Raw genomic sequence first — 24,215 nt, 5'->3', positions numbered from 1 at the left:
CTAGGAGGAAAAAAGAATGGAGTTTTTGAATGGGCTGATTGAAACCTATTCAAGTTTTTTTTCATGGGAGGTTTTGCAGGGGGTACTGACCAATCCTGCTAACTGGACAATTATTCTCTCATTGGTCATCCTGGAAGGATTACTGTCAGCCGACAATGCATTAGTCTTGGCAGTAATGGTAAATCATTTGCCAGAAAAGCAAAAGAAACGCGCATTGTTTTACGGCTTGCTCGGTGCTTATCTATTCCGTTTCCTAGCAATCGGTTTAGGGGTTTTCCTGGTCAAGATGACAGCGATCAAAGTAATGGGTGCACTCTACCTGCTCAAGATTGCAGCAGACCACTTCTTTGGCGATAATGAAAAAGCGCAAAAAGCAATCGATGTGCTGCTATATCTGGGAATGGCAGCGTGCTTGTACTTTATTCCAATCCCAGTTGTACAAATTCTCGGTGGATTGCTCATCGTCTGGCTGCTCTACCGCGTATTCAAATCTGGTGGGGACGAAGAAAAAGAAACCGAGAACAAAGGCAAAGGCTTCTGGAAAACTGTACTCGCAGTTGAGATGATGGATATTGCCTTCTCCATCGACTCCGTTTTAGCTGCATTTGGTGTCAGCAACCAAGTTTGGGTTCTATTCCTAGGCGGAATTCTCGGTGTCCTGATGATGCGGGGGGTTGCTCAAATCTTCCTGAAACTGATCGAACGAATTCCGGAATTCGAAACAACCGCATTCGTACTAATTGCGCTCATCTCCGTGAAAATGTTCTTGGGCGCAGCGGGCTTACACATCGAGTCTTACCTCTTCTTCGGCGTTCTGGTTCTCACCTTCCTCGGTACCTTCATCGTGCATAAGATGAAAAAAGGGAAACATGGGGAACAGGAAGTCTCGAAGGAAAACGTTGCATAAAACAGCATGAGGTAAAAGAAAAGCGAGGTCGACAGACGCTCGCTTTTCTTTGCGAAAAAAGGAGGGCAGCAGATGAAAAAACGGATTTGGTTCAATCGAACGTTTGCTACAGCATATCCAATCGTCGAAATGATTCGCAATAACCCGGATAACTTCACCTTCGAGATTTATGTGACTCACCCGAAACGTCATAGTGTGATGCTGCAAATCGCCGACTATGCTGAATTGGAGCCGACGCTGGATGTGCCGGAATACATCGACTATTGCCTATCGTTTTGTAAAGAACACCAGATTGACGTGTTTCTTCCTAACTATCGATTGGTGGAAATCTCCAGACATATCAAAGAGTTTGAGCGACAGGGCACACAGGTTATGATTGCCCAGGAGCATCAGTTGCTGAACGAAATTTCAGATAAGGGGAAGCTGTTTCAACTGTTTCAGGACGTACCGGAAGTACCGTTACCCACGTATGCGATTGTGAATACAGCTGAACAATTCCAGACCGCATATGAACAACTGAAACAAAACGGGAACAAGGTTTGCTTCAAGCCTGCCCAAGGTGAAGGCGGAGCGGGCTTTTATATTGTGGAGGAGCAGCTTGATCCGATTGACCGACTGTTTCGATCAGCCCACCAGCAAATCACGATAGAAGAAGTAGTCCGCACGCTTTCCACACGGGAGACGTTTGAGGATATAATGATCATGGAGTATTTGGACTCGTATGAGTACAGCATCGACTGCCTCGCCTATGAAGGACAGTTGCTGGCAGCAGTGCCGCGCAAGAAAGTGGAGGGGCGTATTCGCAAGCTTGAGGACAACAATGAGCTGCTGCGAATAGCCGAAGCAGTGCAGCAGCGACTGCAGCTTTCGTATTTGTTTAATGTGCAAATCAAATACAAGGAAGGTGTTCCCAAGCTGCTGGAAATCAATCCGCGAGCTTCCGGCGGCATGTATATCTCTTGCCGATCTGGAGTGAATTTTCCTTATTTGGCACTGAAACTGCTATTGACTGGAAAGGCGGACGTTCCTGTTCCACAGCTTGATATTTTGACTACCTACGTTGAACAAGAGCGAGATTTGACGAGGTTTTTGTAAAGTATATACAAAGCTAAAGTTTATAAGGGAGAGGTCTCATTTTCCGAGGCTTCTCCCCTTTTTTTTTCTTCACTTCTGATACTCCTCTTCGTAAGACGGTCAATTTTTCATGCCCTTTCGCTATGGCCCAGTACCCACCGCCTCGTTACCCAACTTGCCTTTAACTCTCCTCCCCTTGAGTCGTTAGGTTTTCACTAAGTCGCACTTTATAAGACTCGCCCCATGCTTTCATTAACATAATGACCGGTTCCAAAGTCCTTCCGAAATCAGTAAGGGAGTATTCCACTCTTGGAGGAACCTCTTTATATATTTCGCGATGAATGATGCCATCCCGTTCAAGCTCTCTTAACTGCAAGGTGAGCATAAACTGCGTGATTCCCGGATTGAGGCGCCTGAATTCGTTGAATCTCTTCGTTCCATTCAGGAGCTGATAGAGAATGATCCCCTTCCACTTGCCACCAATAACATCCAGCGTTGTTTCAACTGGACATGCTTGCATATCTGGACTTACTCCATATTTCTTTCTTCGGTCTCCCATCAGCAAATCCCCCAATGGTTTGATTTTTAATACTATACCATAAAAATATGCGTACTTACTTAAAGTAATTGAATCGATTTACAATGCAACTGTACAACATTTCCTATTTGAGAGGATGGATACCCATGAATACGGACCAAAAGATGAAAGCTGTCGGTGCTTACCGATACCTCCCTATATCCAATCCGGAAAGCCTTATTGATCTGCACTTGGATAAACCGGAACCTACAGGCCGCGATTTGCTTGTACGTGTAAAAGCAATCTCCGTTAACCCTGCAGACGTAGGCGTCCGTGAAAGTCATAACTACGAAGCCGGTTCACCGAAAATTCTTGGTTGGGATGCCGCTGGAATCGTAGAACAAGTCGGTCCTGACTGCCAATTGTTTAAACCTGGGGACAAGATCTATTATGCGGGCAGTGTGTCTCGACCAGGCAGTAACAGCGAATTTCACTTAGTTGATGAACGAATTGTGGGAAATATGCCACGAAGTTTGGATTTCGCTGCCGCCGCCGCATTACCGCTTACCTCGATAACTGCATGGGAGGGCCTTTTTGATCGTTTAGGAATAAGCGTAAATACAGGCGAAAACAAAAACATACTCATTATCGGTGCAGCTGGAGGAGTAGGATCGATTGCCATTCAACTTGCAAAATTAGCAGGTTTGACCGTCATCGGTACTGCTTCACGTCCAGAGTCAATTCAATGGGCTAAAGGTCTCGGTGCGGATTTTATCATAAACCACAACAACCCTTTTCACCCTCAACTCAAGGAAGTTGGTATTGACGCCGTCGATTATATCCTTTGCTTGAATGATACGGTTCAGCATCTTGAGAATATGGCAGAAGTCATTGTCCCCCAAGGTAAAATTTGCGCTATCGTTCCCGCTAATAAAACTACCTGGGCAGGGAGCTTGAAAATGGACCTGCTATTTTCTAAAAGTGTAACGTTTGTATGGGAGTTCATGTTTACACGGTCCTTATTTCATACCAATGACATGATCAAACAACACGAATTGTTGAATGAACTGGCGGACTTAATCGATGATGGAAAAATAAAAACTACGCTGACGGAACGACTGGAGCCCATCAATGCAGCAAACCTACGTCTCGCGCATGAGAAGTTGGAATCTGGACGGACCATTGGAAAAATCGTTTTAGAAAACTTCTGATACGATGAAGGCGAAGTAGGCACATTTGGTTCCAAAATGTGATGATGTGAATAGACCACTCAAAGGCCAACGGTATGTGCTGGTGAGATAAATCCTTCCCAGGCTCTGTAAAAGCCACCCGAAAAATACGAAAGGAGCATGCCTCGGCAGCTCCTTTTGTTGTTGTTCCTTCCCTGTACCAATCATGTTTTTCTAATCCTGGAACTTCAAATCTCTATTTTTGTCTCCAGAAACGCAAGGTACTTGGGGTCATCTTCCATAAAGATCGCAATCCCGGCACCCATGTAAGCCCGGGTCAGCTCGTCTGCAGCTTTTTCAAGGTTTTCCTGTTCGTAATACAATTGCCCTAACCGAAGATGGATGTAGGGATTCCCCATCCCCTCCGGACACTGTACAGCATTAAAGAAACACTTGAATGCCTTATCGTAATTCTTCATTTGAAAATGGGCATCCCCAATAGCCACATATATCCACGTTGCGGCCTCCCATTCTCGATGATTTTCCGGGAGTAATCGGAGGGCCGCGACGTACTTATTCTTGCCCTCCTCAAGATTGCCTGCTCTCACCAAATCATCCCCTTGTTTACACAGCGAGGTAATTTCGGTATGGGTAGAATCTGAAAGTTGCACTGTCGTCTCTCCTATCCTGTGTGATTTGAAGCCGCCGTAGGTATTCGTCTCTTTATCAGCAACTCACTATTGTTTTTTGACTTTCATCAAAAATGATTGCGCCTGGTATTGCCGACAAATAATCTATCGCCCAAATGATATGATTCGTGAAATCCCGTCTTTCATCAGGCGAGAATACGAAGCGAATGCGTTCGGAACAGTTCGTGATTTCAGGCGGACAATTCTTGATTTCGCTTGCAATGTAATTTGCATCTGCACTTACATTACGACCAGTTTCAAAATACGCTGAAAAATTCCAACCTGGCCAACGGAGAATCAAGTATTTCTCCCGCGTAAACGGATTCGCTGATACACCAATTTCCAGTCCGTTCTTTGTTTCAAAATCAAAGTAGGCGCTTAACTCAGAAGCAAGACGCTCATGAGAGTAAGAATCGGACGACTTCGCAAGGTAGGCATGTATTACGGACATAAGATCTCCCCAATCGTACTGGATATTCTCAACCGCCAATCCAATTCTGAAATTCTTGAGCAAGTTCATTTCGGTTCAATCGGGCAATCCAATCACATGCATTTGTGTCATCCGATACAGTAAAGACTACTACTCCCGATTCGCTCATATCGGAGAAAAAACCTTCCTTTTTCAGTGATTCAAGCGCAGCCACGCAACACTCATAAACCTTCTCTTTATATTCCCTGTGTCTTTCCGCCGACTGCATACTCATCACTTCGTTATATAATTGATTGGAAATATTCTCAAAGAATTCAGTACCTTCAAATTCATGATCCCATTCCCCTGGACTCCAGCGATAATAAATCGCATCATCAGGGTCTCCGGCAATCATTTTGTTCAAGTGATCGGTTGAGTTTACCGCCGGACATACGGTGATTGCATCCGAGTCGGAATACAAGGCGTAACCGCAAAAGCTTTGTCCTGCATATTTGTTTCTTACTTGCTCGAATGCAGCCCTCGCAGCCGCCTCGATTTTTACTTGCAGCACTTGAAAATCCATGTTCTCTCCTTTGTCCTACTTTAGTCGAGCCTGTAACGACAAGATTGGAGACTTCCCACCCTCCGGCTTCGAGGCAATTCTCGCGGTTAAGGCCAAAAATTTCGCCGTTACTGTGGTATGGTTCAGCTTAACGGTGCCAACTCATCTGCGATTATTTTTGCCTTTTCCGCAAGTTCTCTCATATCATCGGCCGGAACAAGCTCGGCTAATTCGTAAGCCAACGGATCACGGGAAAACTTGTACAATTCCTCCCGAAGCAGGTTCTTTAATTCGTCGGAGGCATCTATAGAAAGTTTGCACGGCTGCCTATCCTTATCCAAATCATGCAAATCGACATAGCCTGATTTTTGAGACTCCAACACAATGGCTGAGAGATCGATTAGAGCTGAGCAGGCAATATCAATTTCTGCTCGAAACGTGCCGTTAGCATTTTTTATGTCAAATCCAATACTTCCACCGCTTTTCAAGTCTCCCTCGGAAAGCAGAACATCCAGACCCAAGTCCTTTAAAATCTGATTGAGCGTCACATTCGTTGCGTCCAATTGCTCCAAATAGTCTATTAATGCCAGCGAATCATCGGAACCGCCAATTAAATCTCCCCACCATTTGCTTATGTACATGTTGTTCTCCCACTTTCTTTTCAGCATGGTAATGATCCAAATAAGATCGTTTCACTCAAAAGCATACTTATCAATGCCGCTTTCACCGAGCCCCCGTCAGGCTATACCCGCAGCCTTTAGCAGACGAATGATCAGCTCCTTGCGCGGTCCCTGCGCCTTTCGAGCCAATGCAGCCAGTTTCTCCGCCTTGCCCCAGATCGGGTACAGCACCCGCTCGGCCTCGTCATCCGACAGCGTCTCTATTTGCTGTACGAATAGCGACAGCTTGTCTTCGCTTTCCAGCTCCGGCTGAATCTTCAGCTTTAGCGAATCGTGGGAGCGCAGCAGGCAGGCGATCAAGGTGGGAGTCGAGCGTTCCGTTATGCCATAGGTTTCGGCGAAAACGGCTGTGAACTTGTCATGCACCAGCTGATGCTCATCATCCACAAGATCCATGTAAGCTTCAACAAGCGGAAAATACCGCTCATCCGAAAGCCCCAGCCCGAACACAGCATAGCTGCCCGGCATTACGCTTTTTTCGCTTTCTGTATCCTCGTACCATTCAAACTCTTCCATCGCCTCACGAGCGTATTCTTCCAATAAAGGATGCAGCTCGGAATAAACCAAAGCATTCGCAAAAAAACGGTGCGTGTCTGATTTGGCTAACCCCTTGATGGGCAAATACTCCTTCACGCTGGATTTTAACTTGATTTTGTAGCTTTTCGGGAAGTCCTTTCGGAGCAGGGAGAGAATAAACGAAATCGCCCGCTCGTACGCGCCGGCTTCTTCCTTGCAAATAACGATTGTGAAAAGGGAAAAAACATCGTTAGCCTTGCATTCGACCAATTCATGGCGCAAAAGGACGTCTTCTTGCGAGAAGCTATCGCTGCCATCCTTCAGCATACGCGCGGCTTTACCACTGCCAAGCTGCTTCGCCAGCTCCAAAAAAGTCTGACCCTTGAGTTTGTTGAAGTCGGGCTCGTAACGAATAATCATCACCGCTCCGTACAACAAAAGGTCGATAGGTTGATTCGGCTCATCCTTGTCCTCAAAAACAGCATCCAGCTTGATTACATACTCATTGGTTCTGTATTCGGAACGGGTGACATCATAGTAACGCGGCAAAAATACATTCTCGACCCAGTCGGTCAAAGCCCTAATGATATCTCTTCGATGCTCCGCGAGAGCCTCAACCCGTTCTTTATTCAACTCCTGAATCCGGTCAAATAAAGCTATCGTCTTTGCGGCTTGCGGTTCGGGGAACAAATGCGGATCAAGCAGATGACGCGCCAAAAAGAAGGTTTCCAGCCTGTTTGTCGGGTTAGAGCCCTTCTCCAGTTTTTCCTCCATATAAGACTGAATTCGCTCCAGAAGCTGCCGCTTTTTCTCTTCATACACAGTTTCCAGCACCGTTAATTCCACAAGCCCATCCGTCGTTGCGAAGGTTCCTTGGAAAGTAAAACGGTAGTTGATCAACGGCGACGTTTCCAGCTTGTCCAGCCTCTCCCTTACGATATCCTCCAGTAGGGGCTGAACCTCATGCAATATCTGCTCCGGCGTAAAGGGCGAAGCTTTCATCGACTTTTTGCCTGCGGCACTCCCCACAGATTTCGAACTTTCAACCCTAGTCCTGCCCGGCCGATAATCCAGTGTGGCAAAGTTAAAGATGCCTACTTGCAGTGTGGTGCGTAAGACTACTTCTTCTATGTCCTTTCTATTTTCCTGTTCGTCAAACCATTTATGAATCGCCGTTTTCATCTCTTCCAGCGCTTCTTTTTGTAATTCGTTCATTGTCTCCCACCTTTTTGCGTGTTCCATCTTAGCTCAATACAATCATACTATGAGAATGGGAAAGCTTGTTGGAATTGTATACGACTCCCTGAAAATCGGCTAAAGCTCAAGCCTTAGTCCGTTCCTTTATACGAATATGCGAAGAAATGTAAGAGCGCAAAGCCGCTCATATGACCATAGGCTTATGCACAAATTATCATCTCCGCAGAGCAAAAGGGAGAACGCCATAGAGGCCGTTCTCCCTTTTACGATTTTTCAAGCCTTGTATTCGCACAGAAAAAGCTGTGTTAGACTTTGCAAAAAAGCAGCTTTCGGAAAGGATGAATTCAATATCTCCCTCTCGCAAACTTGTTCAATTTCGTCTCTGTAGCAAGTATGACAGCGGCAAGAACATTTCCGCGGCTGCCCTGTCCTCTTCTGAAATAGAGACTACGCAGGAAATTTTTACTGTTCACACGGGCGATCGTCTGAACGTAGCTTTTCGGCCAGTCGACACATTTTGTCAAACCGCTTATCCAGTCAGCAATCTCCTGCTGTGGAAGCAACCCCTCTTCAATCATGGTATCCACGATACTGGCGATCCGCTCATCATCCTCATCGCTAAAAATTTGTTTCCCATTATGGAGCATCCCCTCAATAGCAGCAAGTACTTCAAGCTGTACCGCTTTATCGCTCTCCGGACACTTGACCAGCTCCAGCAAAGCATCGGCACCGTGTGACGCACCATGAGCCCAGCCTCCTTCAGGCAGATAGCCGCGCAGATCCTTTTCCTCCTTATAATAGCGGAGCAGTGAATGCTTAAGATTTTGGAATTCAGCATAATCCAGAAAAGGCTTCTTGCTGTGAAGCCGTACTATTAAAGCAACTGGTAGAACAGAGAACGTCCTTGTAAATACAGACTGATCACCTTCGCTACCAATATGATAGAACAAATGATGCTCATCGGTCAGAATGGCCAGAAGATTGCTCAATTCCGTTTCCGTAAACCGATTCTCTTCATAAATCCATGTATACAGTGTCGGATAGATCAGTCCATCCCGTAATTCCGGTTGAGGATCCCCGATAAATTGCAGCATGAGAGTTAAAAAATCCTGAGTCCGCTCACCTTCACGAAGCTGGTAATGTTCCTTCTCAATTCTTTGCAGGTCTATCATGAGTTTCGTCCTTGTATTGCTCACTATCTCATCCCCTTGAATAAACGCTATTTCCGGAGTACTTACACCCCTACTATAAAACAAAATGACTGACACCTGTATGTCAGTCATTGTATGGTAGCAATATTGTTTTTATATATTCTTGTAATTCATTTCTCAAATAACAGGGCTCCACTATCTCGCATTCCTTACCAAAGCTTAAAATAAATTTCAGTAATCCCTCCTCATATGGAAATTGATCCACAACGATATATTGATTGTTAGGTGTTTTAGTTATTTTCTCTTTTTGAAAATACTCCGTTAATTGCTCTCCCATTTTATGAGTAAACTTTAAGGTAACAGTTATGCCGCGCGTAAGATAGCTATTCCTAATGACTTCCTCGATTTCTTTATTTGAGATATCCTTTTTTTCGAAGTCCTCACCTATTTTCAAATTCTTGATCCGTACTAGCTTGAACCTTCTGTAGTCATTTCTTTCTTTGCAAAAGCCCACCAAATACCATTGACCGGCGGAAAAGGTAATTTGAAACGGTTCTACTGTTCTTTCGAGATACTCCATACTTCTGTTGATATATTCGAATACCACTAGCTTATTTTTTTCAATAGCATTGTTTAATAGAAGCAGGTATTCCTTTAATTCATTTTCCATACTGAAATGAGACAGATTAATGTCTAACTTGCTTGTATTCTTTTCTTGTTTAAGCGTATTCTCGATCTTTAAAACAATATCATGAAACGTTGTGTTTTTCCCAAATAGAAAACTTAGATTATTCATTATCGCCATGAAAGTAGCGGCTTCATCTTTGTTTAAAAAAAGATTGTCCACATTATAGTCTTCCATAATGTAATAGCCCCCACCTTTACCACCAATGGATGCGATTGGGATGCCTGCTTCACCTAACTTTTCTATATCTCTGTAAATTGTTCGTATGGACACCTCAAAATGTTCCGCAAGCTCTTTGCCTGTAACCGTACCTTTTTTTGAGATAAGGAGTAACATGGATAGTAATCGATCTACGCGCATTTATATAGATTACGTTGATTTGCAACGTATCCTCTCTTATTTTACAAGACCGAACGGAGTCTTCCCTGCCCCCTCCGGTCATTTTGTTCTTTTCTCAAGTAAATACTACTTTCTTATTTGATTCAACTGTACTACTAGCTCAATCCGCTGTTTTACTACTATTTGTGATAAGGTTCAGCTTAACGGGCTATCGGCGATATCACGTAAATTACGTGCTGTAACCACTCCAAGTATCATTGGCTGCTGTTCATTCGGACTCAGTACCGCCAGTGTTTATTACGCCTCTAGGCTCCACCAACATGATATGGCATTCCTTTTCGGCGAAAGGCTTATGATCGGCTCCCCCCGGGACAATAAACATCTCACCCTTGGAAATTTTCACTTGTCCATCACGAAAAGCAATGAACATCTCTCCTTCGAGCACAATAAATACCTTATCCGTCCCTTGATGCTCGTGCCACATAAAATCCCCAGCAATCTTAATGAGCTTAAATTGATAGTCATTTATTTCAGCAATGACTTTTGGAGACCAGAGATCGTTGAATGTAGATAGCTTCTCATTCAGATTAATAGCTTGGTAATGCATATGAATCCCTCCTCATTTTTCTTGACTTTTTAGAGCTTACGCAAGGCACTTGTTATATTTTGCAAAGCGTATTCGATAGCTAATGGGCCACCAGTAATAGCGGACGCATCCATTAAATGAACATTTCTTTTCTTAACGGCATTGAGATTATTCCATACATTGCTTTGTTTTAGGTCATTCATTAATTTTTCCTTTTTGGTAATGTCACCAATAAGGAAAATATGGTCTGCTTCAACAGTTGATATTCCTTCAAACGTAGTAAATTTATTAGTCGTACCTTTAAATATATGGTCTGGTGTAAGTCCCAGTCCCTTCTCTTTATCAAACGCAAGTATATAGACCGGATTTCCTTCACCTAGGACATTAAACGTTTTTCCATCCCACGACAATATAAGGGCTACTGACTCTCCTTCAATCGATTTTAATGCTTCGCGCCCAGTTGTGATTTCGTTCATCATTTTATCAATGACTTTTTCCGCTTCATCTTCTTTTCCAATAATCTCGGCTACTGTACGGAGTCCATATTGCCAATCGTCATAGATGTCCTTGGATTTTAACGTAATGACTGGCGCAACCTTTTCTAGTGAATCATACATTTTTTCATGTTGCTCAGTTGCTAAAATAATGTCAGGCTCTATCGATAGGATTTTTTCAATATTAGGTGATAATTTTTCTCCTAATTCATCAGCTGAATCCAGCTTTCCTTTTAAATAGGTTAAAGAAGATAGATACTCTTTTTCAGTAGAAGCAGCAGGCGGCTCACCTAATGCAACTAGTATTTCAGGGTAAAAATACCATAATGAAGCAATATTTTCTGGGTGTTTCTCAATAACAATTTCTTTACCTAAGGCATCCTTAAATGTTCTTGGCCATTCAGTTGTATCTACCTTACCTGCTGTTGTAGATGCGCCTTCTGTCGTTGACCCTTTATTTTCAGCAGGTGTTTCATTACAACCTGCCAGTAAGCCTGCTACTAATAGCATGGAGATTAGCAGGCCTTTCATCTTTTGCATACGAAAATTCCTCCAACATCATGTTATCTTTCGTTTGCCATTAGTATAGAAAAGGAATTTTCAGATGAGAATGGATGCCTGTTGAAATTAGCATGGATTATTGATGAACTTCTCTCGATATTCAGTAGGAGAGATACCAAGCTGTTTCTTGAACACTCTACTAAAATAAAACGGGTCAGCAATTCCAACCGTTTGCGCAATTTGTTGTACAGACGCATCACTTGTAAATAGCATTTCTTGCGCCATGTTTATACGATGTTTTAATATGTATTCCGCTGGTCCCATACCTGCATGTCTTCTAAATACATAAGACAGTCGATTTCGATTCACGTTATGTTGTTCTGCAAGCGATGCTATTGTAAGGCTTTGATCATAGTATTCATGAATATAACGAGTTACCCGTTCGAACAAATTTTGTGATTCACAGCTATTCTGCCTATTCACAACACATAATAAGGTTTCATTCAGTACATCACGAAACAGCATTTCGGTCTGAAACATCGAAATGCCACCAGGCTGATTATACACATGCCAAAGGCGCATAATTAATTCAATCAGACGAGGAGATTGACCCGTTGATAATTCAAAATGCTGATGGGAAAAGCTTGTCTCTTTTAGTTCTGAGTTATATATCCGGTATAAAACAAGGATATATTCCCAGTTTGTGTTACCGAACATTTTTTGAGCTAGTTTCATTCTTGCACCGCCATGCACAACTTTTCCTGGAGAAAAGATATAAGGCGTTCCATTAAATTGAAATTGTACCTTCCCTGTAAGTGGAAACACAAATCCAGGAAAAGAATCTGTATATTCAGCGTAAGGTACACCTGGATTTTTCGCATATCGATATACTCCTTCTACTTGAAAAGGAATGTGTGCCAAATGCTCCGCTAACTGATTAACGTCGATTTTCACGTTGTATACCTCATTTCAATAGTCGTTTGCCATTAATACCTACGATCGATCGTTGTACATCCTATGCAGCTTCTTGATCAGAAGCAGATGAGGGGTCTTGTTTATTTTATCACCATCGATAACGATTATCACTCTCGGTGTATGAGGACAATAAAAATGCCGCACCCGCTAATGTTCAAACAGCGGGTGCGGCAAGTGTAAAGATAACTTTTCTGCTCTCGGAACTTTGGACAAAAAAAAGACATCCTATTGGACGCTTTGGCTAGTTTTTTCCTCCGACAAATATTGTTCAAGCTGATCAAAAGTTCCTCCGAAGCCCTGCTTCATAGAATCGAACATCCCCTCAAAGAAGCTGCGCTCTTCTTCAGAAGCATTGATCGGTCGGCTGCAAAGGGTTATGTCGGTTGTACCATTATTATCGCTCAATGTTACCTCATTGCGAATTTCGAGCGGGATCAACTCACTGAATGGAGACCTGACAATGTTTCCTGCCTCATCCGAAAAGCAGTTGATCCAGACAATCTTCTCGGGAGCCTTGATCTCCTGGTACACAAATTTACCCCACATTTGACTGCCATCAGGAGCTTGCATGCTGTAGTGGAAAAATCCGCCCTCACGAAAATCGAGATGCTTTACACTTATTTCAAACCCTTTCGGCCCCCACCAGTGCTTCAGGTGCTCTGCTTCAGTCCATACTTGGTATACAAGTTCACGTGGCGCATGAATCTCACGCGTTATTACTAACTCTTTGCTTTCCGAGTTGGGCGTCATATCGATTCCTCCATCAATCAGTATTCACTTTTAATTTATAGAAGTGCTTGTACGAGATGCCGTGCCCAACCGCGATTACTGACACCGCCAATATTATCAAACAAAGTTAATACCTTTAAACATACCCCCCAGTTAAATATATAAATCTAATCATTACGAACATTATTTCAAGGCAACTACTTTGTTAATGCTTGTAAATACTTGCCGTTACTTATGATAAGGCTCACCGAGTTTTGAACAACTCCAACGAAAAAAGCTGCACTCGCAGCTTCTTCTACTCTATTATATTGTTAAGTAATCGTTTTTTAAAACATCCAACCCGATTGGTAATGCCAACCATTCACGTTCATTTTTTGGTTCAAACGGGATTATTACAAATTCGGCATCATTTTTGTAGTTTTTACTTTTTATCGGCTCCATATAGGTAATTAAAGCCTTTAGTTGTTGTTGATTCATTCCTCTTACTGTTGCGTTCTGTTCATTCATAAGTAATAGAAACTTCTCAGCTACTCTTTTAGAGTAAAAAAGTGCAATTTGTTTTGAAGAAGAATTACTTGGTGGGCAAATATACGTTCCGGTTACTTCTCCATTCCTTGTCTCCATTAATGTCCAAAATGGTTCACCAATAACACTTTCATCGGGTAAAAATGCTTTTTTTAATTGAAGAGCTGTAATTTGCGGTAAACTAGGGAGGTCGTCAATTGTTAATATAGAAATACCGTAATGTGTCGCATATTCTTTTGCTCCAGACTGGTATCCTGCTCTAGTAACCATTACTCCAGCTAAATTATCAACATCACTTAATTTGCCGTAAAATTCGGTTACTTTTCCCTTTGAAATTGGTACGCTATGATCTTTACACTCAATTGCAACTCTATGCTTTACATTAGCTTTTGTAAATTCATAGTATACATCAAATTCATGCCTAGCTCCAGAACGCCCTTTTACTAAAACATTCTTTGAAACCAGAGTATTTCTATCTTCTAGTCTGATAATTGAGTCATACACAAAATGTACAAAGCTCTCAAAATCATCCCCACGTTTTGGCATTATCGACTTCATCCTCTTTTCATATACTTTATCTTTATCTTTATTTAATTCAGAGTGTATAAATTTCACTAGGTAATTGTATTAAAGTTGAATAGCCTCCGAAATTTACCTTTCACTCCCTTGTTTGAAAAATAGCAAAAAGCAGAACTAACAGTTTCTTCACTCCAAAGAAAATTGTAAATACAACTCAAGCGCCTTAAGAACACCCTATCTTATTAAACTATGACTGCAATAATATCAATACCCTGGTTATGTTTTCTATTCTTTAATTATCAAAAAGCAATTATTAGAAGTACTCGATATATTTTTCATGCGATGATCAAGGGAATAACTGTGACTGAGGAGAGGAAAATAGCACAAATCGAATGGAGATTTGATAATCAACTAAGTGGCTTGTTAGTTGGCTAGGGAACGTTTTATGTGAAAAGGCGAAGCGGTAAAATGTAGATCGCTTCGCCTTACTTTTTTCTTAACGCCTACAGCGGTTATACAAAATTTGGTCTATATATTTTTTAGTATTTATTTCTGATAAACCCTTGTAATACTATTGGGAAAAATATGACTTAAAAGGATGATAATTAGAGGTTAATTGTCTTATTTCCTCTTCAAAAGAAGATTGATCTTCAATATAATATTTAAGACTGGCAATATCAAGTCCAACAATTTCACTAACTAAGTCTAAACGTTGACTACTATTTACTAGTTTTGAGATTACTGTGTGACGAATATTTTTAATTGATACTTTTCTATCCTTGAATCTACTTTTCTTTTTAATCTGACTCATTCTATCTTGTAATGTGCTGTAATTGATTCTATGGAATCCTCCCTTTTTCTCACCATAAGTGGACAAAAATAGAGCAGTCCCCTCTTTTAGCTCTTCAATATCAGTATTGCTGTTAAGTACTTGATTTCGATATTCTTTTATTTTTTCAATAATCAGTTCAGGAACCTTGATCTTCCTTAAACTATTGCTCCGAAACAAAATTAACTGTTCGTTTAATAATATACAGTAATCGTCATCCTCCCTTAATGTTTTTTGCAATGTATAAACATTTAATGAATGTAATTCCCTTAACGTGCAACCTGTAAACAGCAATAAACTAATCATTAAATCATCTCTAATTCTAACAGAGTCCTTTTTTATCAGGGAAATAATGGAGAATACCTCATCTATCTCTTCATCACTAAATAATTCTATATTTTTTGCGTTTGTTAAACTAAAATTCACCTTGCTAAAATCTAGTGTCTTGTTATCCCCATATTCACGACAAAACGCAAAGAACCCTTTTAGAAATGCATAATAGTTATTTATAGTACTAAGAGAAGTTTCATTATCCCTTTCATCCTCTAAAAACTCTTCTATATCTAAATGAGTTGCTTCACCAATTTTTTTGTTTTTTTCCTCAAGAAATGTTAAAAACTTTTTAATTGCCGATTTACGAGTATTAATTGATTTATCTGGCATCGAAAATTGTTTGCAATTTTTTAGATACCTCGCTAGACAGTTTTCATGATCTCTTTGACAATCATTCTTTTTCAAGTACAATCACCTACTGTGAATAAAATTGTTTTTTATTGAATTTTTTATCTATGATTAACATCAAGATGGCTATTATAATTTCAAATTACATGTATACTATGGTGATCCTTAGGGTTTGGTGCTGGATATAGGAAGTGTGTTAAAAGGAGAAATAAACCCAATGACGTAATAAAGGGGGTAAGAGGAACACTCAAGACAAAGTATTCTCCTACCCTCGATTAATATTAGTCTATTTTTCTATTATGTTAACTTAATAGCTTCCTTTATTCTCTATCTTTGATACTTACAACTACTGAATCTGTCCCTCATTAGGAGATGAATCCATTTCATATATCGGTTGATTAAGTTTCACAAAAGTCTTAACAGACCCTGACAGACCCGCAGACCCTTTATGATACCGAGTCTTGTTTAATTTCATTCATTTCCTGATTTATTAATCCATGTTCACCATTAAGGAACGTATACTTTGTATACATTCTATTAAATTCTTTTGGTGGTGTGTTTTCTACGAGGATAATTTGATGGTTGGCACTTAATTCAATCAGTATTTTATAGAATTCTTCATAAACTTCCGGATCGTTAATTTTATTCTTTTCTTTTACTTCAGTTTGTTTTTCTACTGCGATTTCTTCTTGTGTCTGCTTTTCACCTTGTTCCCCTGTTTGCTGGTCTTCTTGTTTGAGGGTTCCAACATATTTACTTAGAGAGTCTAACAACAAAAATCCTGGGTGTCCGGGAGCAAAACCTGCTTCTTTACTTCTTAAGATCGCTCCTAAATATGATAGCTGCATACATTCTAATAGACCACCACTTTCATGAGCATATACACTTGCTCCGTTATAGAACGGAATGTATTGTTCGGGATGGATAAACGTTTCACCTGTTGTATTGTACTTCAATCTACCCATAAAGTGTTTGTACTCAGCATTTAGGAATTTAAAAATCTTGTTTCGATCTTCATCACTAATTTGTAATGCTGCTATTTCACCTTTTAACCGAGTTTCTGTAGACTGTAAATCTTCAATATGCTTTTCCTTTTCATCAATTTTATGATGAATTCGCAGCTCCTCTTTTACCATTTCTCGATCTTTAATTAATCTGTTTATCATACTGTTTATACTATCGATTTGAGAAAGGAAAGGGACATCTGTCACTTTAGCGAACTCTGAAATGGCCTCATTGAAAATAATTTGCTTTCTCGATAACCTTGCTATTTCCTTGTCGATATCTTCAATATTCTCCATTTCAGAATCAATCAAACTCGATACTAAGTTGATTTTGTTCGTGATTTCTCTTTTTACTTTATGTAGCATCTTTTCCGTATCCGCATTTCGATGTACCTGTGCATGCGTGTGACTTGAAACCTTTGAATTACAAAGAGGACATTCAATACTTTGATCAGGGATGACTATCTTGTAGTTAAGTTCGAGGGTTTCTTCTACTTCTTTTTGTTCAATCCCATATTCCTCTAGTAACAACTTTTTGGAATTAACGGAGAGTTGAAGATGCCTTTTTTCACGGTGAAGGTCGAACAGTTCATTAGCGATCCCTTCTAAGTCCTTTTTCAATTTAATATACATCTTATTTTCATTGTTACTATTAGATTTGCTATTTTGTATAACAACCAACTTGTCTTGTCTTTGACTTTCAATCATCTTATTCAACTTATCAGATTTTGCTTGTAGATCAATACGATCTTCGGCATCTTTATCTTTTAAATAAGATTTTAATCCCAATATTTCCTTTCTTGTTTCCTCAATATTGTTCTGTACCTCCACTAGCTGTTCATTTAATGCATCTTTATCTATATCTACTAAATTGAACATCATCTTGAACGCATGCGGATTTTTAATACTTTTAAACGTAGTCTTTTTCTCTAAAAAGTCTCCTGTTCCTAGAGCATGCTGATGAATATACACATATCGGAAAATATCTCGAAAAGAAACCGTATCGAGCTCTTTTTTTGTACTATGCTTTTGATGACGAATAATTTGATATTCATTAATGTTTAATTTTTGCATCATAAACTTCATAGCTTCTTTAATATCTAACGTTTTTGACGTGTATTCATCTAAGTTCTCAAAAGCACAGAAATATATACTGATTTTGTCCTGCTTTTCCTTCAACAGCCGACTTAATGTAAAAAATTCATCGTTAATTTTTAATTCAAGAAATACCTGATCACAAAATGTATCTAGTTCTGTTTGAACTGTTAAATCAATTTTGCTTTTTTTGCCTAAACAGTAGTCAATCAAACTTAAAACTAAAGATTTACCTGAAGTCTTTTCTCCACTTATTATCGTAAAATCATCATTAAATTGAATGGTTCGTCTATACGACAATCCTTGGACAATTAATTTTTGTAAAATCATACAGCTCATTGTGGCACCCCCTTTAATACCTTTATGTTATTCGTTGAAAAACTCACCTTTTCAAATGCATTTGTATATTTTTCCTGTAATTTTAAGAAGAATTCCGAATTTTGTTTTTGATAAAATTCTTTACCTATTGGTGTTATTAGCACTGTTATGTCCTCAAGCTTGTTAGATATATCACCTTTCACATCTATAAATTGTACTTTCAACATATTTATAAGAATCCCATTAATCTTTTTTTGAAATCGAAAGTATAAATTAGGCGATGGAGCTAAACAATTACGTAGTTCCTCATCATTTGCTTCAAATAATTTGAGCAAGTTAAAATTAACGAGACAGTAATAAAATAGAGTTTCCGATAGTTTCCTGCGTTTCTTACTCTGAAGCGAAAATGCATACATCAGACAAAGTACCTTCATTAATTCCAATTTTTCATTATTAAACAACAGTTCGATAGAAAGAGGAACTGATGATGGAATTCTATTTTGAGTCACTGCCTAATCGCTCCTCTCCCCACCACACGTCAATATCTTCATCATCGGCCAAAAGATGGATTAAACCTCTGTTTTCATTTTCATCAGACTTATTACCTTTAAGCAATAAAGCATGTCTACCAAAGTCGAGCTCCGCCAAACTATTATGAACTGCCAATAAAAACTGTTCACTTTTACCGTATCTTTTGTACGTATCAACATACCTTTCCTTATACTTGATAAACACTTTCGCTAACATTGCTTCAATAACATTTAGTGCTATACCCGTCTTTTGCAACTCACGAATATACTCCTCAGATGCTACATAAAATGCCGAGCTAAGTTCAATCATCGATTCATCTATATTCTCTAATTTTAATTTTCTGTAGAATAAGTTCCCTGATACATTCTTTTTTAGATTCCCCAACCCAGCTCCAATTATAATTGAAGTAGCTGATGGAGTATTACCATTCATCGGATTTTCTACTTCATGCGTTATCAACGGTTCAGCTATTTTATTAAGAATTTTTCTTATTTCAGCTGTATGCGAAGAATTTTCAGTTTTGTAAGGAATGGTCAGCAAACCATATTCTGACCGCAGTTCTTTTATTTTTGCATCGGTAGGATTAGCCAAAAGGATGTAATGTTTTCCGTTAAACGATTCCTTGTGTTCTTTGATTAAAGTACTAATAAATTGATCATCGAATGAGAATCCCATGAAAAGTAGTTTTCTATTGCCTGTTACAAGCTTTAGTAAATCATCGTACTTTTTATTACGGTATAATTCTTGATAGCTCTCCCTGCTAATAACGATCGTACCATAATTGGAGATTGTACCATGCAAATGACATACTCTTTTTTGATCCAACATATCTTGAGTATTGAATAGAACATCTTTTAGCAAAATAGGTTGAATTTCAAACTTCATATACTGGTGTAGAAGATGTTCATAATTTGTTGTTAAACAAAACTTGAAGCCCATTTTGCCTAGATCCGAATAGTTATGTAGAGCATCATCTTCAAGTTTGATCTGTCTTTTTTGTATTAAATTAGAAATTTCCTCTTGTATATCTTCTTCTACTACCGTAGTATAATTTTTTAAAGCATCAATAGCACCCCAATAATTATGGCGGTTTAAATCTACCTCAACTGCTTTTTTTACAAATTCTAGATCACCAACTGCATATTTCTCTGCTAAACTTCTAATCAAATCTCCCCAAGAAGGGATATTAAAAGGAACTGACAATCCTGCTCCAATGAATGGTATCACTTTACCATCTTGGTAATCTTGCCGCAGATTTTCCAAATAAATACTCATAGAATCTCCTCTTCCCATTGTGCTTACTTTTAGCCCTCGAAGTACTTCCATAAATATATTTATATTCTCGTACTATTTAAATTAAGCCGAACATTTTTCTATCGTAATTAGATCTTCAAAGCTATACCCTATTTATACTATTCTAACAAATAGTACTAAAGTCATCCATTATACACTTTGCCTTTTCTAACCTTCCTGAACGGAAGCTTCACTGTTGTGCTCCCCTGAATTGTTAAGCTATGCGCAACCTAAATATCTAATGGATACGACCGTTGCCGTTACTTGTGGTACGGCTCCCCCCGACTAATCCGAAACGCCCGATAAACCTGCTCCAGCAGCACCAACCTCACCAACTGATGCGGAAACGTCATCTTCGAAAACGACAGCAACGCATCCGCCCGCTTCAACACCTGATCGGCCAACCCCAACGACCCGCCAATCACAAACGCCACCTGACTGCGCCCATGCAAAGCCAGCTTGTCCATCTCCGCAGACAGCTTCTCCGACGACCACATTTGCCCATCAATCGCCAGCGCAATCACATACTGATCCTGCTTGATCTGCGCCAGGATGCGCTCGCCTTCCTTGCGCTTCACCTGCTCCATCTCCGCCGCGCTCATCTCTTCCGGCGCCTTTTCATCATTGACCTCGATCACTTGCAGCTTGCAGTAAGCAGACAGACGCTTGCTATACTCATCAATGCCCTCACGCAAATATTTCTCCTTCAGCTTCCCTACTGTAATAATCGAAATCTGCATGCCCTACATTCCCTTCTCTTTCAAAAGCGCAATCTGCGCAGGCTCTCCACATTCCCGGCAACGCTTGTCTACTCCATCGCCCTCAATCGCCTGTGCCGCATACGTATCCGGCGCCGCCTCAAAATCATTTACGTAATCATCCAACTCCTGCTCCAAATGCTCCATGCAAGCAAACCGCACCGGATATTCCGCCAACAGCTCAACTTCTTTGCCTTCTATTTGCAAGCTTTTCATCTTCATGTCCATATCCAATGCCTCTTTTCCGTTCATTAATGTCGCTTCCTATTCTACCCCAGAACCGCCACAAAACAAATGAATCCACCAAAAAGACATCGATGAGTTTGCAATCATAAGCCTTTATATTTTATAGCTTTTATTTTAAAAACCTCGACGGACAATGAAAGCTGTAGAGAGAAAAAAGAAGAAAACGGCGAAAGTCTTTGGGATACCATCCGAAGCGCAATGGAAAAAGGGAAACCTGCCTTTAGCGTCCACCTCTGAGACACTACGTAGCTGAACGACTTTGGACGCGGGTTTCCCTTTTTCCACCGTGTAGGAAAGTTTAACTACTTCATTGTGAACATGCTGTTATGCTTAAACTTTCTGAAACGCATAAAAACTTTCCTCTAAAACGCGGTCGCTCCTCCGTGAATTAGCTTCGTATAGGAGTTTTTTTATGGAGCTGGGCAGAACCGCCTCCCAGCAGATAGCCCAAGAACTTGAGCGTTTTCTTCTTTTTTCTCTCCTCCACCGAAAGCCCGTCTAACAAAAAAAGAGAGCGCCGTATCAGCTCGACGCTCTTAAGAAGGGATCTATTTAAAAATAGATAGAGGGGGGAACTTCAGAAACTGCATATATGCAAACGGGATAAAATACATCCCGGAATTGCCCATAAAAGAAGTTTGTTTCCTTCACATGCCTGCCCACAAAAAGGCCTGGTCAGTGCTTTTTACTGCTGTGGCGGAGCGGTCAGCTTCACTTTGGCAGTCTTCTGGATACCATCACGATAGTACGTAACGTCCATCGTATCGCCTGGCTTTTTGTTCATCGTCAAATACTTCCGCAGCTGAGCGCTGGTGGAAATATTCTTGTCATCCAGCTTGACAATGACGTCGAATTGTCTCAAGCCCGCTTGACCCGCAGGAGAGAATTTGCCCACTTCCGTTTGGACGACAACGCCAGTATTCACATTGTCAGGCAGATTCAAGGTTTCTTTCCATTCGTAGCGCGGCACATTGGCCAAGTCGAGTGGCTGCACACCGAGGTAAGAACGTTGAAGCGTGCCTTTTGCCATCAGCTGGTCCACGATCACTTTGACATCATTGATCGGGAGGGCAAAACCTAACCCTTCGACACCTGCTTTGGAAATTTTCAAGGTGTTAATCCCGATGACCTGACCCTCGATGTTTACGAGGGCACCACCGCTGTTACCAGGGTTGATCGCTGCGTCTGTTTGAATGACGTCCAGCTCCCAGTCGTCCTGGCCATCTTCGTTAAAGTCCATTGGCATGGAGCGTTCTTTGGAACTGATGATGCCTTGTGTAACGGTCCGGGAGAACTGCATACCCAATGGGTTCCCGATGGCAATGGCGGGTTCGCCCACCTGTAAGGTAGAAGAATCCCCAAACTCAGCAACGTCCGTAACCTTGGAGGCGTCGATTTCTAGTACAGCCAGATCGGCGTAACCATCGGCGCCGACTACTTTCGCCGATACTTTTTCCCCTGTTGGCAGGGCGACTTCCAGCTTTTGCGCCTTATCGATTACGTGATAGTTCGTAACGATGTAGGCTTTTCCGCCTTTTTTCTGAAAGATGACACCAGAGCCTTGGCCCTGCTCTACATCCATCGAGTTCTGCATCCAACTGTTTCTGCGCTGACCGATGTTGATTACACCGACAATCGCATTTTCTACTTGTTTCACCGCCTCTACTGTACCCGAGCCTACACTTACAGATACTGGCTTGGCAAACAAGTTAGACGACGAGGCATTGCTGCTTATCGCATTTTCTGTTCCAGGCTCAACCATATTAATATATCCCGCATTGGAGAGAGTCGGCAGCGTGAGCAGGACGACCATCCCCCCAATTACCGCGGACGTTACCGACGTCACGACCATACGTCCAATGTTAGAACCGCGTTGTTTTTTTCGCTCCACGTGAGTTAAATCATCATAGAAACCCATGATTCATACCTCTCCTTTCTATCTTCTACCATTACTAGCTTTGCAGGTTTTTCATGCTCGTATACACAATGACATGCGCCGTATTTGGTTTGCATGGTTGATTCCGTTGATGTCTGTTCCTTTTGACACCCTTAGTATACGACCCGCTTTCGGCAAAATGGCGTGAGAATTATGGAAAGGTTGTGGAATACAAAAAAGCTCCCGGAATATTTCTCCGAGAGCACGGATATGATAGATTAAAAGCTTTTTCCTGCCAAACCAAATAGAAAGGATTGATAGACTTGAAAGAAGTCCACCTCATCGCCAAGCTGGCTGACCTTCAGGAAGTAGACTACCACCATACGCTTGTCCTGCATGCCCTAATCGAGCTGCTCGTAGCCAAAGGACTGGTGACACATGACGAGCTGACTGCCAAAGTGAATGAGCTCGATACACAATTAACTTTCCATATCGATACGTATGCAAAGCTCACAGAGCGCATCGCCAGTCGTCAAGCAGGGATCAAACCGATCTTATAACTCTTCCAGCTTGGTAGGTCGATCCGGGTACGTATCGCGCAGATGCACATCGTTACCAACAGACAGCCCCCGCTCCTCCAAGATGTTTTTGACCGTCAGTCGGGCCAAATCAATCATGTTGTTTTCCTTACTCAAGTGGGCAAGGTACACACGTTCTGCCCCACCCGTCAGACAATCGAGCAAAGCATCGCCCGCCGCTTCATTGGACAAGTGCCCGACATCACTCAAGATACGTCGCTTGATGCTCCAAGGATACTGGGACATGCGCAACAGCTCAACGTCATGATTGGACTCGAACACATACGCATCTGCTCCACGAATCGTCTCCTTGATCCGATCACTGACATACCCCAAATCTGTCGCGACACTGAGCTTTTTCTTGCCATCATAAAAACAGAAGCCCATCGGCTCGGCGGCATCGTGTGAGATTCCGAATGACTCGATGCCCAAGTCCTCCAACTCTTTCTTTTCCCCTACAGAAAAGAAGCGTCGCTGATCTTCCTTGATCGTCCCGATTTGCCCATCCAGCTCCGACCATGTCTTTTCATTGGCGTAAATCGGCAATCCATATCGTCGAGCCATGACGCCGACTCCTTTAATATGGTCAACGTGCTCGTGGGTGACGAGAATCGCGCTCAGATCGGCTGGATTGACGCCAATGGTCTCCAGTGCCGCTTCTGCCTGCTTTCCTGTAATGCCTACATCGATCAATACGGAAACACGGTCTGTCGCCACGTAAATGGCGTTGCCCGTACTCCCGCTTGCCAACACACTAAATCTCACCGAACATCCCTCTTCCC

General features: G+C 41.3%; 25 protein-coding genes. 4 read left to right on the top strand and 21 right to left on the bottom strand.

Going from position 1 to position 24,215, the window contains the following annotated elements; translation table 11 throughout:
- Positions 1-16 precede the first annotated feature (16 nt).
- On the top strand, positions 17-907 hold the full coding sequence (locus E8L90_RS23875) for a TerC family protein (protein ID WP_137031613.1): 891 nt from the start codon (positions 17-19) through the stop codon (positions 905-907).
- 72 nt (positions 908-979) lie between these two features.
- The gene (locus tag E8L90_RS23870) at positions 980-2,002 is read left to right on the top strand and encodes an ATP-grasp domain-containing protein (RefSeq protein ID WP_137031612.1); all 1,023 of its coding nucleotides are present in this window, start codon (positions 980-982) and stop codon (positions 2,000-2,002) included.
- 160 nt (positions 2,003-2,162) lie between these two features.
- On the opposite strand, the gene E8L90_RS23865 is transcribed toward E8L90_RS23870, so the two are convergent.
- Positions 2,163-2,540, bottom strand: a complete 378-nt coding sequence (locus E8L90_RS23865) for a winged helix-turn-helix transcriptional regulator (protein ID WP_137031611.1) — start codon at positions 2,538-2,540, stop codon at positions 2,163-2,165.
- Between the two features lie 125 nt (positions 2,541-2,665).
- On the opposite strand from E8L90_RS23865, the gene E8L90_RS23860 reads away from it, so the two are divergent.
- The gene (locus tag E8L90_RS23860; protein WP_137031610.1) at positions 2,666-3,709 is read left to right on the top strand and encodes a zinc-binding alcohol dehydrogenase family protein; all 1,044 of its coding nucleotides are present in this window, start codon (positions 2,666-2,668) and stop codon (positions 3,707-3,709) included.
- A 206-nt stretch (positions 3,710-3,915) separates the two neighbouring features.
- Here the strand turns inward: E8L90_RS23860 and E8L90_RS23855 are convergent, their stop codons facing one another.
- The 19 genes from E8L90_RS23855 to E8L90_RS23765 all read right to left on the bottom strand — a co-directional run bounded on the left by E8L90_RS23855 (position 3,916) and on the right by E8L90_RS23765 (position 22,897).
- Entirely contained in the window at positions 3,916-4,338 is a 423-nt protein-coding gene (locus E8L90_RS23855; protein WP_137031609.1) for a tetratricopeptide repeat protein, read from the bottom strand.
- A gap of 55 nt (positions 4,339-4,393) precedes the next feature.
- The gene (locus tag E8L90_RS23850; RefSeq protein WP_167497568.1) at positions 4,394-4,807 is read right to left on the bottom strand and encodes a hypothetical protein; all 414 of its coding nucleotides are present in this window, start codon (positions 4,805-4,807) and stop codon (positions 4,394-4,396) included.
- 28 nt (positions 4,808-4,835) lie between these two features.
- Positions 4,836-5,348 (bottom strand): DUF4303 domain-containing protein, encoded by a 513-nt coding sequence (locus E8L90_RS23845; RefSeq protein WP_137031607.1) that lies wholly within the window; start codon positions 5,346-5,348, stop codon positions 4,836-4,838.
- A 122-nt stretch (positions 5,349-5,470) separates the two neighbouring features.
- Entirely contained in the window at positions 5,471-5,968 is a 498-nt protein-coding gene (locus tag E8L90_RS23840) for an imm68 putative immunity domain-containing protein (RefSeq protein WP_137033577.1), read from the bottom strand.
- A gap of 96 nt (positions 5,969-6,064) precedes the next feature.
- Positions 6,065-7,738 (bottom strand): DUF6138 family protein, encoded by a 1,674-nt coding sequence (locus tag E8L90_RS23835; protein WP_137031606.1) that lies wholly within the window; start codon positions 7,736-7,738, stop codon positions 6,065-6,067.
- Between the two features lie 326 nt (positions 7,739-8,064).
- Positions 8,065-8,916, bottom strand: a complete 852-nt coding sequence (locus E8L90_RS23830; RefSeq protein ID WP_137031605.1) for a DUF2785 domain-containing protein — start codon at positions 8,914-8,916, stop codon at positions 8,065-8,067.
- Positions 8,917-8,995: 79 nt separating this feature from the next.
- Entirely contained in the window at positions 8,996-9,916 is a 921-nt protein-coding gene (locus E8L90_RS23825; RefSeq protein ID WP_137031604.1) for a helix-turn-helix transcriptional regulator, read from the bottom strand.
- A gap of 247 nt (positions 9,917-10,163) precedes the next feature.
- The gene (locus E8L90_RS23820; protein ID WP_003333727.1) at positions 10,164-10,502 is read right to left on the bottom strand and encodes a cupin domain-containing protein; all 339 of its coding nucleotides are present in this window, start codon (positions 10,500-10,502) and stop codon (positions 10,164-10,166) included.
- Positions 10,503-10,531: 29 nt separating this feature from the next.
- A complete protein-coding gene (locus E8L90_RS23815) occupies positions 10,532-11,515 on the bottom strand; it encodes an ABC transporter substrate-binding protein (protein ID WP_137031603.1) in 984 nt (327 codons plus the stop codon).
- A gap of 87 nt (positions 11,516-11,602) precedes the next feature.
- On the bottom strand, positions 11,603-12,430 hold the full coding sequence (locus tag E8L90_RS23810) for an AraC family transcriptional regulator (protein WP_137031602.1): 828 nt from the start codon (positions 12,428-12,430) through the stop codon (positions 11,603-11,605).
- Positions 12,431-12,676: 246 nt separating this feature from the next.
- Positions 12,677-13,201, bottom strand: a complete 525-nt coding sequence (locus E8L90_RS23805) for an SRPBCC family protein (protein ID WP_137031601.1) — start codon at positions 13,199-13,201, stop codon at positions 12,677-12,679.
- A gap of 282 nt (positions 13,202-13,483) precedes the next feature.
- Positions 13,484-14,251: a restriction endonuclease gene (locus E8L90_RS23800; RefSeq protein WP_162309116.1), complete on the bottom strand. Its 768-nt coding sequence runs from the start codon at positions 14,249-14,251 to the stop codon at positions 13,484-13,486.
- A 544-nt stretch (positions 14,252-14,795) separates the two neighbouring features.
- The gene (locus tag E8L90_RS23795) at positions 14,796-15,791 is read right to left on the bottom strand and encodes a tyrosine-type recombinase/integrase (RefSeq protein ID WP_162309115.1); all 996 of its coding nucleotides are present in this window, start codon (positions 15,789-15,791) and stop codon (positions 14,796-14,798) included.
- A gap of 389 nt (positions 15,792-16,180) precedes the next feature.
- Entirely contained in the window at positions 16,181-18,172 is a 1,992-nt protein-coding gene (locus tag E8L90_RS23790) for a coiled-coil domain-containing protein (RefSeq protein WP_137031598.1), read from the bottom strand.
- On the bottom strand, positions 18,169-18,660 hold the full coding sequence (locus tag E8L90_RS23785; protein ID WP_137031597.1) for a hypothetical protein: 492 nt from the start codon (positions 18,658-18,660) through the stop codon (positions 18,169-18,171). Before E8L90_RS23785 ends, E8L90_RS23790 begins: the two co-directional genes overlap by 4 nt.
- Positions 18,647-19,957: an SIR2 family NAD-dependent protein deacylase gene (locus tag E8L90_RS23780; protein WP_137031596.1), complete on the bottom strand. Its 1,311-nt coding sequence runs from the start codon at positions 19,955-19,957 to the stop codon at positions 18,647-18,649. The genes E8L90_RS23785 and E8L90_RS23780 overlap by 14 nt, the downstream gene beginning before the upstream one ends.
- A 278-nt stretch (positions 19,958-20,235) precedes the next feature.
- Positions 20,236-20,715 (bottom strand): 23S rRNA (pseudouridine(1915)-N(3))-methyltransferase RlmH, encoded by a 480-nt coding sequence (gene rlmH / locus E8L90_RS23775; protein ID WP_015894066.1) that lies wholly within the window; start codon positions 20,713-20,715, stop codon positions 20,236-20,238.
- Positions 20,716-20,718: 3 nt separating this feature from the next.
- Positions 20,719-20,985: a CxxH/CxxC protein gene (locus E8L90_RS23770; protein WP_244297369.1), complete on the bottom strand. Its 267-nt coding sequence runs from the start codon at positions 20,983-20,985 to the stop codon at positions 20,719-20,721.
- Between the two features lie 679 nt (positions 20,986-21,664).
- Positions 21,665-22,897, bottom strand: coding sequence for a S1C family serine protease (locus E8L90_RS23765; protein ID WP_137031595.1), 1,233 nt, complete (start codon positions 22,895-22,897; stop codon positions 21,665-21,667).
- 281 nt (positions 22,898-23,178) lie between these two features.
- Between E8L90_RS23765 and E8L90_RS23760 the strand changes: the two genes are divergently transcribed.
- Positions 23,179-23,415, top strand: coding sequence for a hypothetical protein (locus tag E8L90_RS23760; RefSeq protein WP_137033573.1), 237 nt, complete (start codon positions 23,179-23,181; stop codon positions 23,413-23,415).
- On the opposite strand, the gene E8L90_RS23755 is transcribed toward E8L90_RS23760, so the two are convergent.
- Complete coding sequence (locus tag E8L90_RS23755; RefSeq protein WP_106835570.1) at positions 23,410-24,198, bottom strand: MBL fold metallo-hydrolase; 789 nt, start codon at positions 24,196-24,198, stop codon at positions 23,410-23,412. The two genes, E8L90_RS23760 and E8L90_RS23755, sit on opposite strands and share 6 nt — an antisense overlap.
- Between the last annotated feature and the right edge of the window lie 17 nt (positions 24,199-24,215).

Origin of the sequence: Brevibacillus antibioticus, assembly GCF_005217615.1 — a bacterium.
In the GTDB taxonomy this organism is placed as follows: Bacteria; Bacillota; Bacilli; order Brevibacillales; family Brevibacillaceae; genus Brevibacillus; species Brevibacillus antibioticus.
Note: the sequence above shows the minus strand (reverse complement) of the source record. Positions and strands in the feature narration are given on the sequence as shown.

Coding starts and splice junctions, on each gene's coding strand:
- E8L90_RS23875 (WP_137031613.1), top strand. CDS start 17: ATGGAGTTTTTGAATGGGCTGATTGAAACCTATTCAAGTTTTTTTTCA.
- E8L90_RS23870 (WP_137031612.1), top strand. CDS start 980: ATGAAAAAACGGATTTGGTTCAATCGAACGTTTGCTACAGCATATCCA.
- E8L90_RS23865 (WP_137031611.1), bottom strand. CDS start 2,540: ATGGGAGACCGAAGAAAGAAATATGGAGTAAGTCCAGATATGCAAGCA.
- E8L90_RS23860 (WP_137031610.1), top strand. CDS start 2,666: ATGAATACGGACCAAAAGATGAAAGCTGTCGGTGCTTACCGATACCTC.
- E8L90_RS23850 (WP_167497568.1), bottom strand. CDS start 4,807: ATGTCCGTAATACATGCCTACCTTGCGAAGTCGTCCGATTCTTACTCT.
- E8L90_RS23845 (WP_137031607.1), bottom strand. CDS start 5,348: ATGGATTTTCAAGTGCTGCAAGTAAAAATCGAGGCGGCTGCGAGGGCT.
- E8L90_RS23840 (WP_137033577.1), bottom strand. CDS start 5,968: ATGTACATAAGCAAATGGTGGGGAGATTTAATTGGCGGTTCCGATGAT.
- E8L90_RS23835 (WP_137031606.1), bottom strand. CDS start 7,738: ATGAACGAATTACAAAAAGAAGCGCTGGAAGAGATGAAAACGGCGATT.
- E8L90_RS23825 (WP_137031604.1), bottom strand. CDS start 9,916: ATGCGCGTAGATCGATTACTATCCATGTTACTCCTTATCTCAAAAAAA.
- E8L90_RS23820 (WP_003333727.1), bottom strand. CDS start 10,502: ATGCATTACCAAGCTATTAATCTGAATGAGAAGCTATCTACATTCAAC.
- E8L90_RS23815 (WP_137031603.1), bottom strand. CDS start 11,515: ATGCAAAAGATGAAAGGCCTGCTAATCTCCATGCTATTAGTAGCAGGC.
- E8L90_RS23805 (WP_137031601.1), bottom strand. CDS start 13,201: ATGACGCCCAACTCGGAAAGCAAAGAGTTAGTAATAACGCGTGAGATT.
- E8L90_RS23800 (WP_162309116.1), bottom strand. CDS start 14,251: ATGCCAAAACGTGGGGATGATTTTGAGAGCTTTGTACATTTTGTGTAT.
- E8L90_RS23790 (WP_137031598.1), bottom strand. CDS start 18,172: ATGAGCTGTATGATTTTACAAAAATTAATTGTCCAAGGATTGTCGTAT.
- E8L90_RS23780 (WP_137031596.1), bottom strand. CDS start 19,957: ATGAGTATTTATTTGGAAAATCTGCGGCAAGATTACCAAGATGGTAAA.
- rlmH (WP_015894066.1), bottom strand. CDS start 20,715: ATGCAGATTTCGATTATTACAGTAGGGAAGCTGAAGGAGAAATATTTG.
- E8L90_RS23770 (WP_244297369.1), bottom strand. CDS start 20,985: ATGAACGGAAAAGAGGCATTGGATATGGACATGAAGATGAAAAGCTTG.
- E8L90_RS23765 (WP_137031595.1), bottom strand. CDS start 22,897: ATGGGTTTCTATGATGATTTAACTCACGTGGAGCGAAAAAAACAACGC.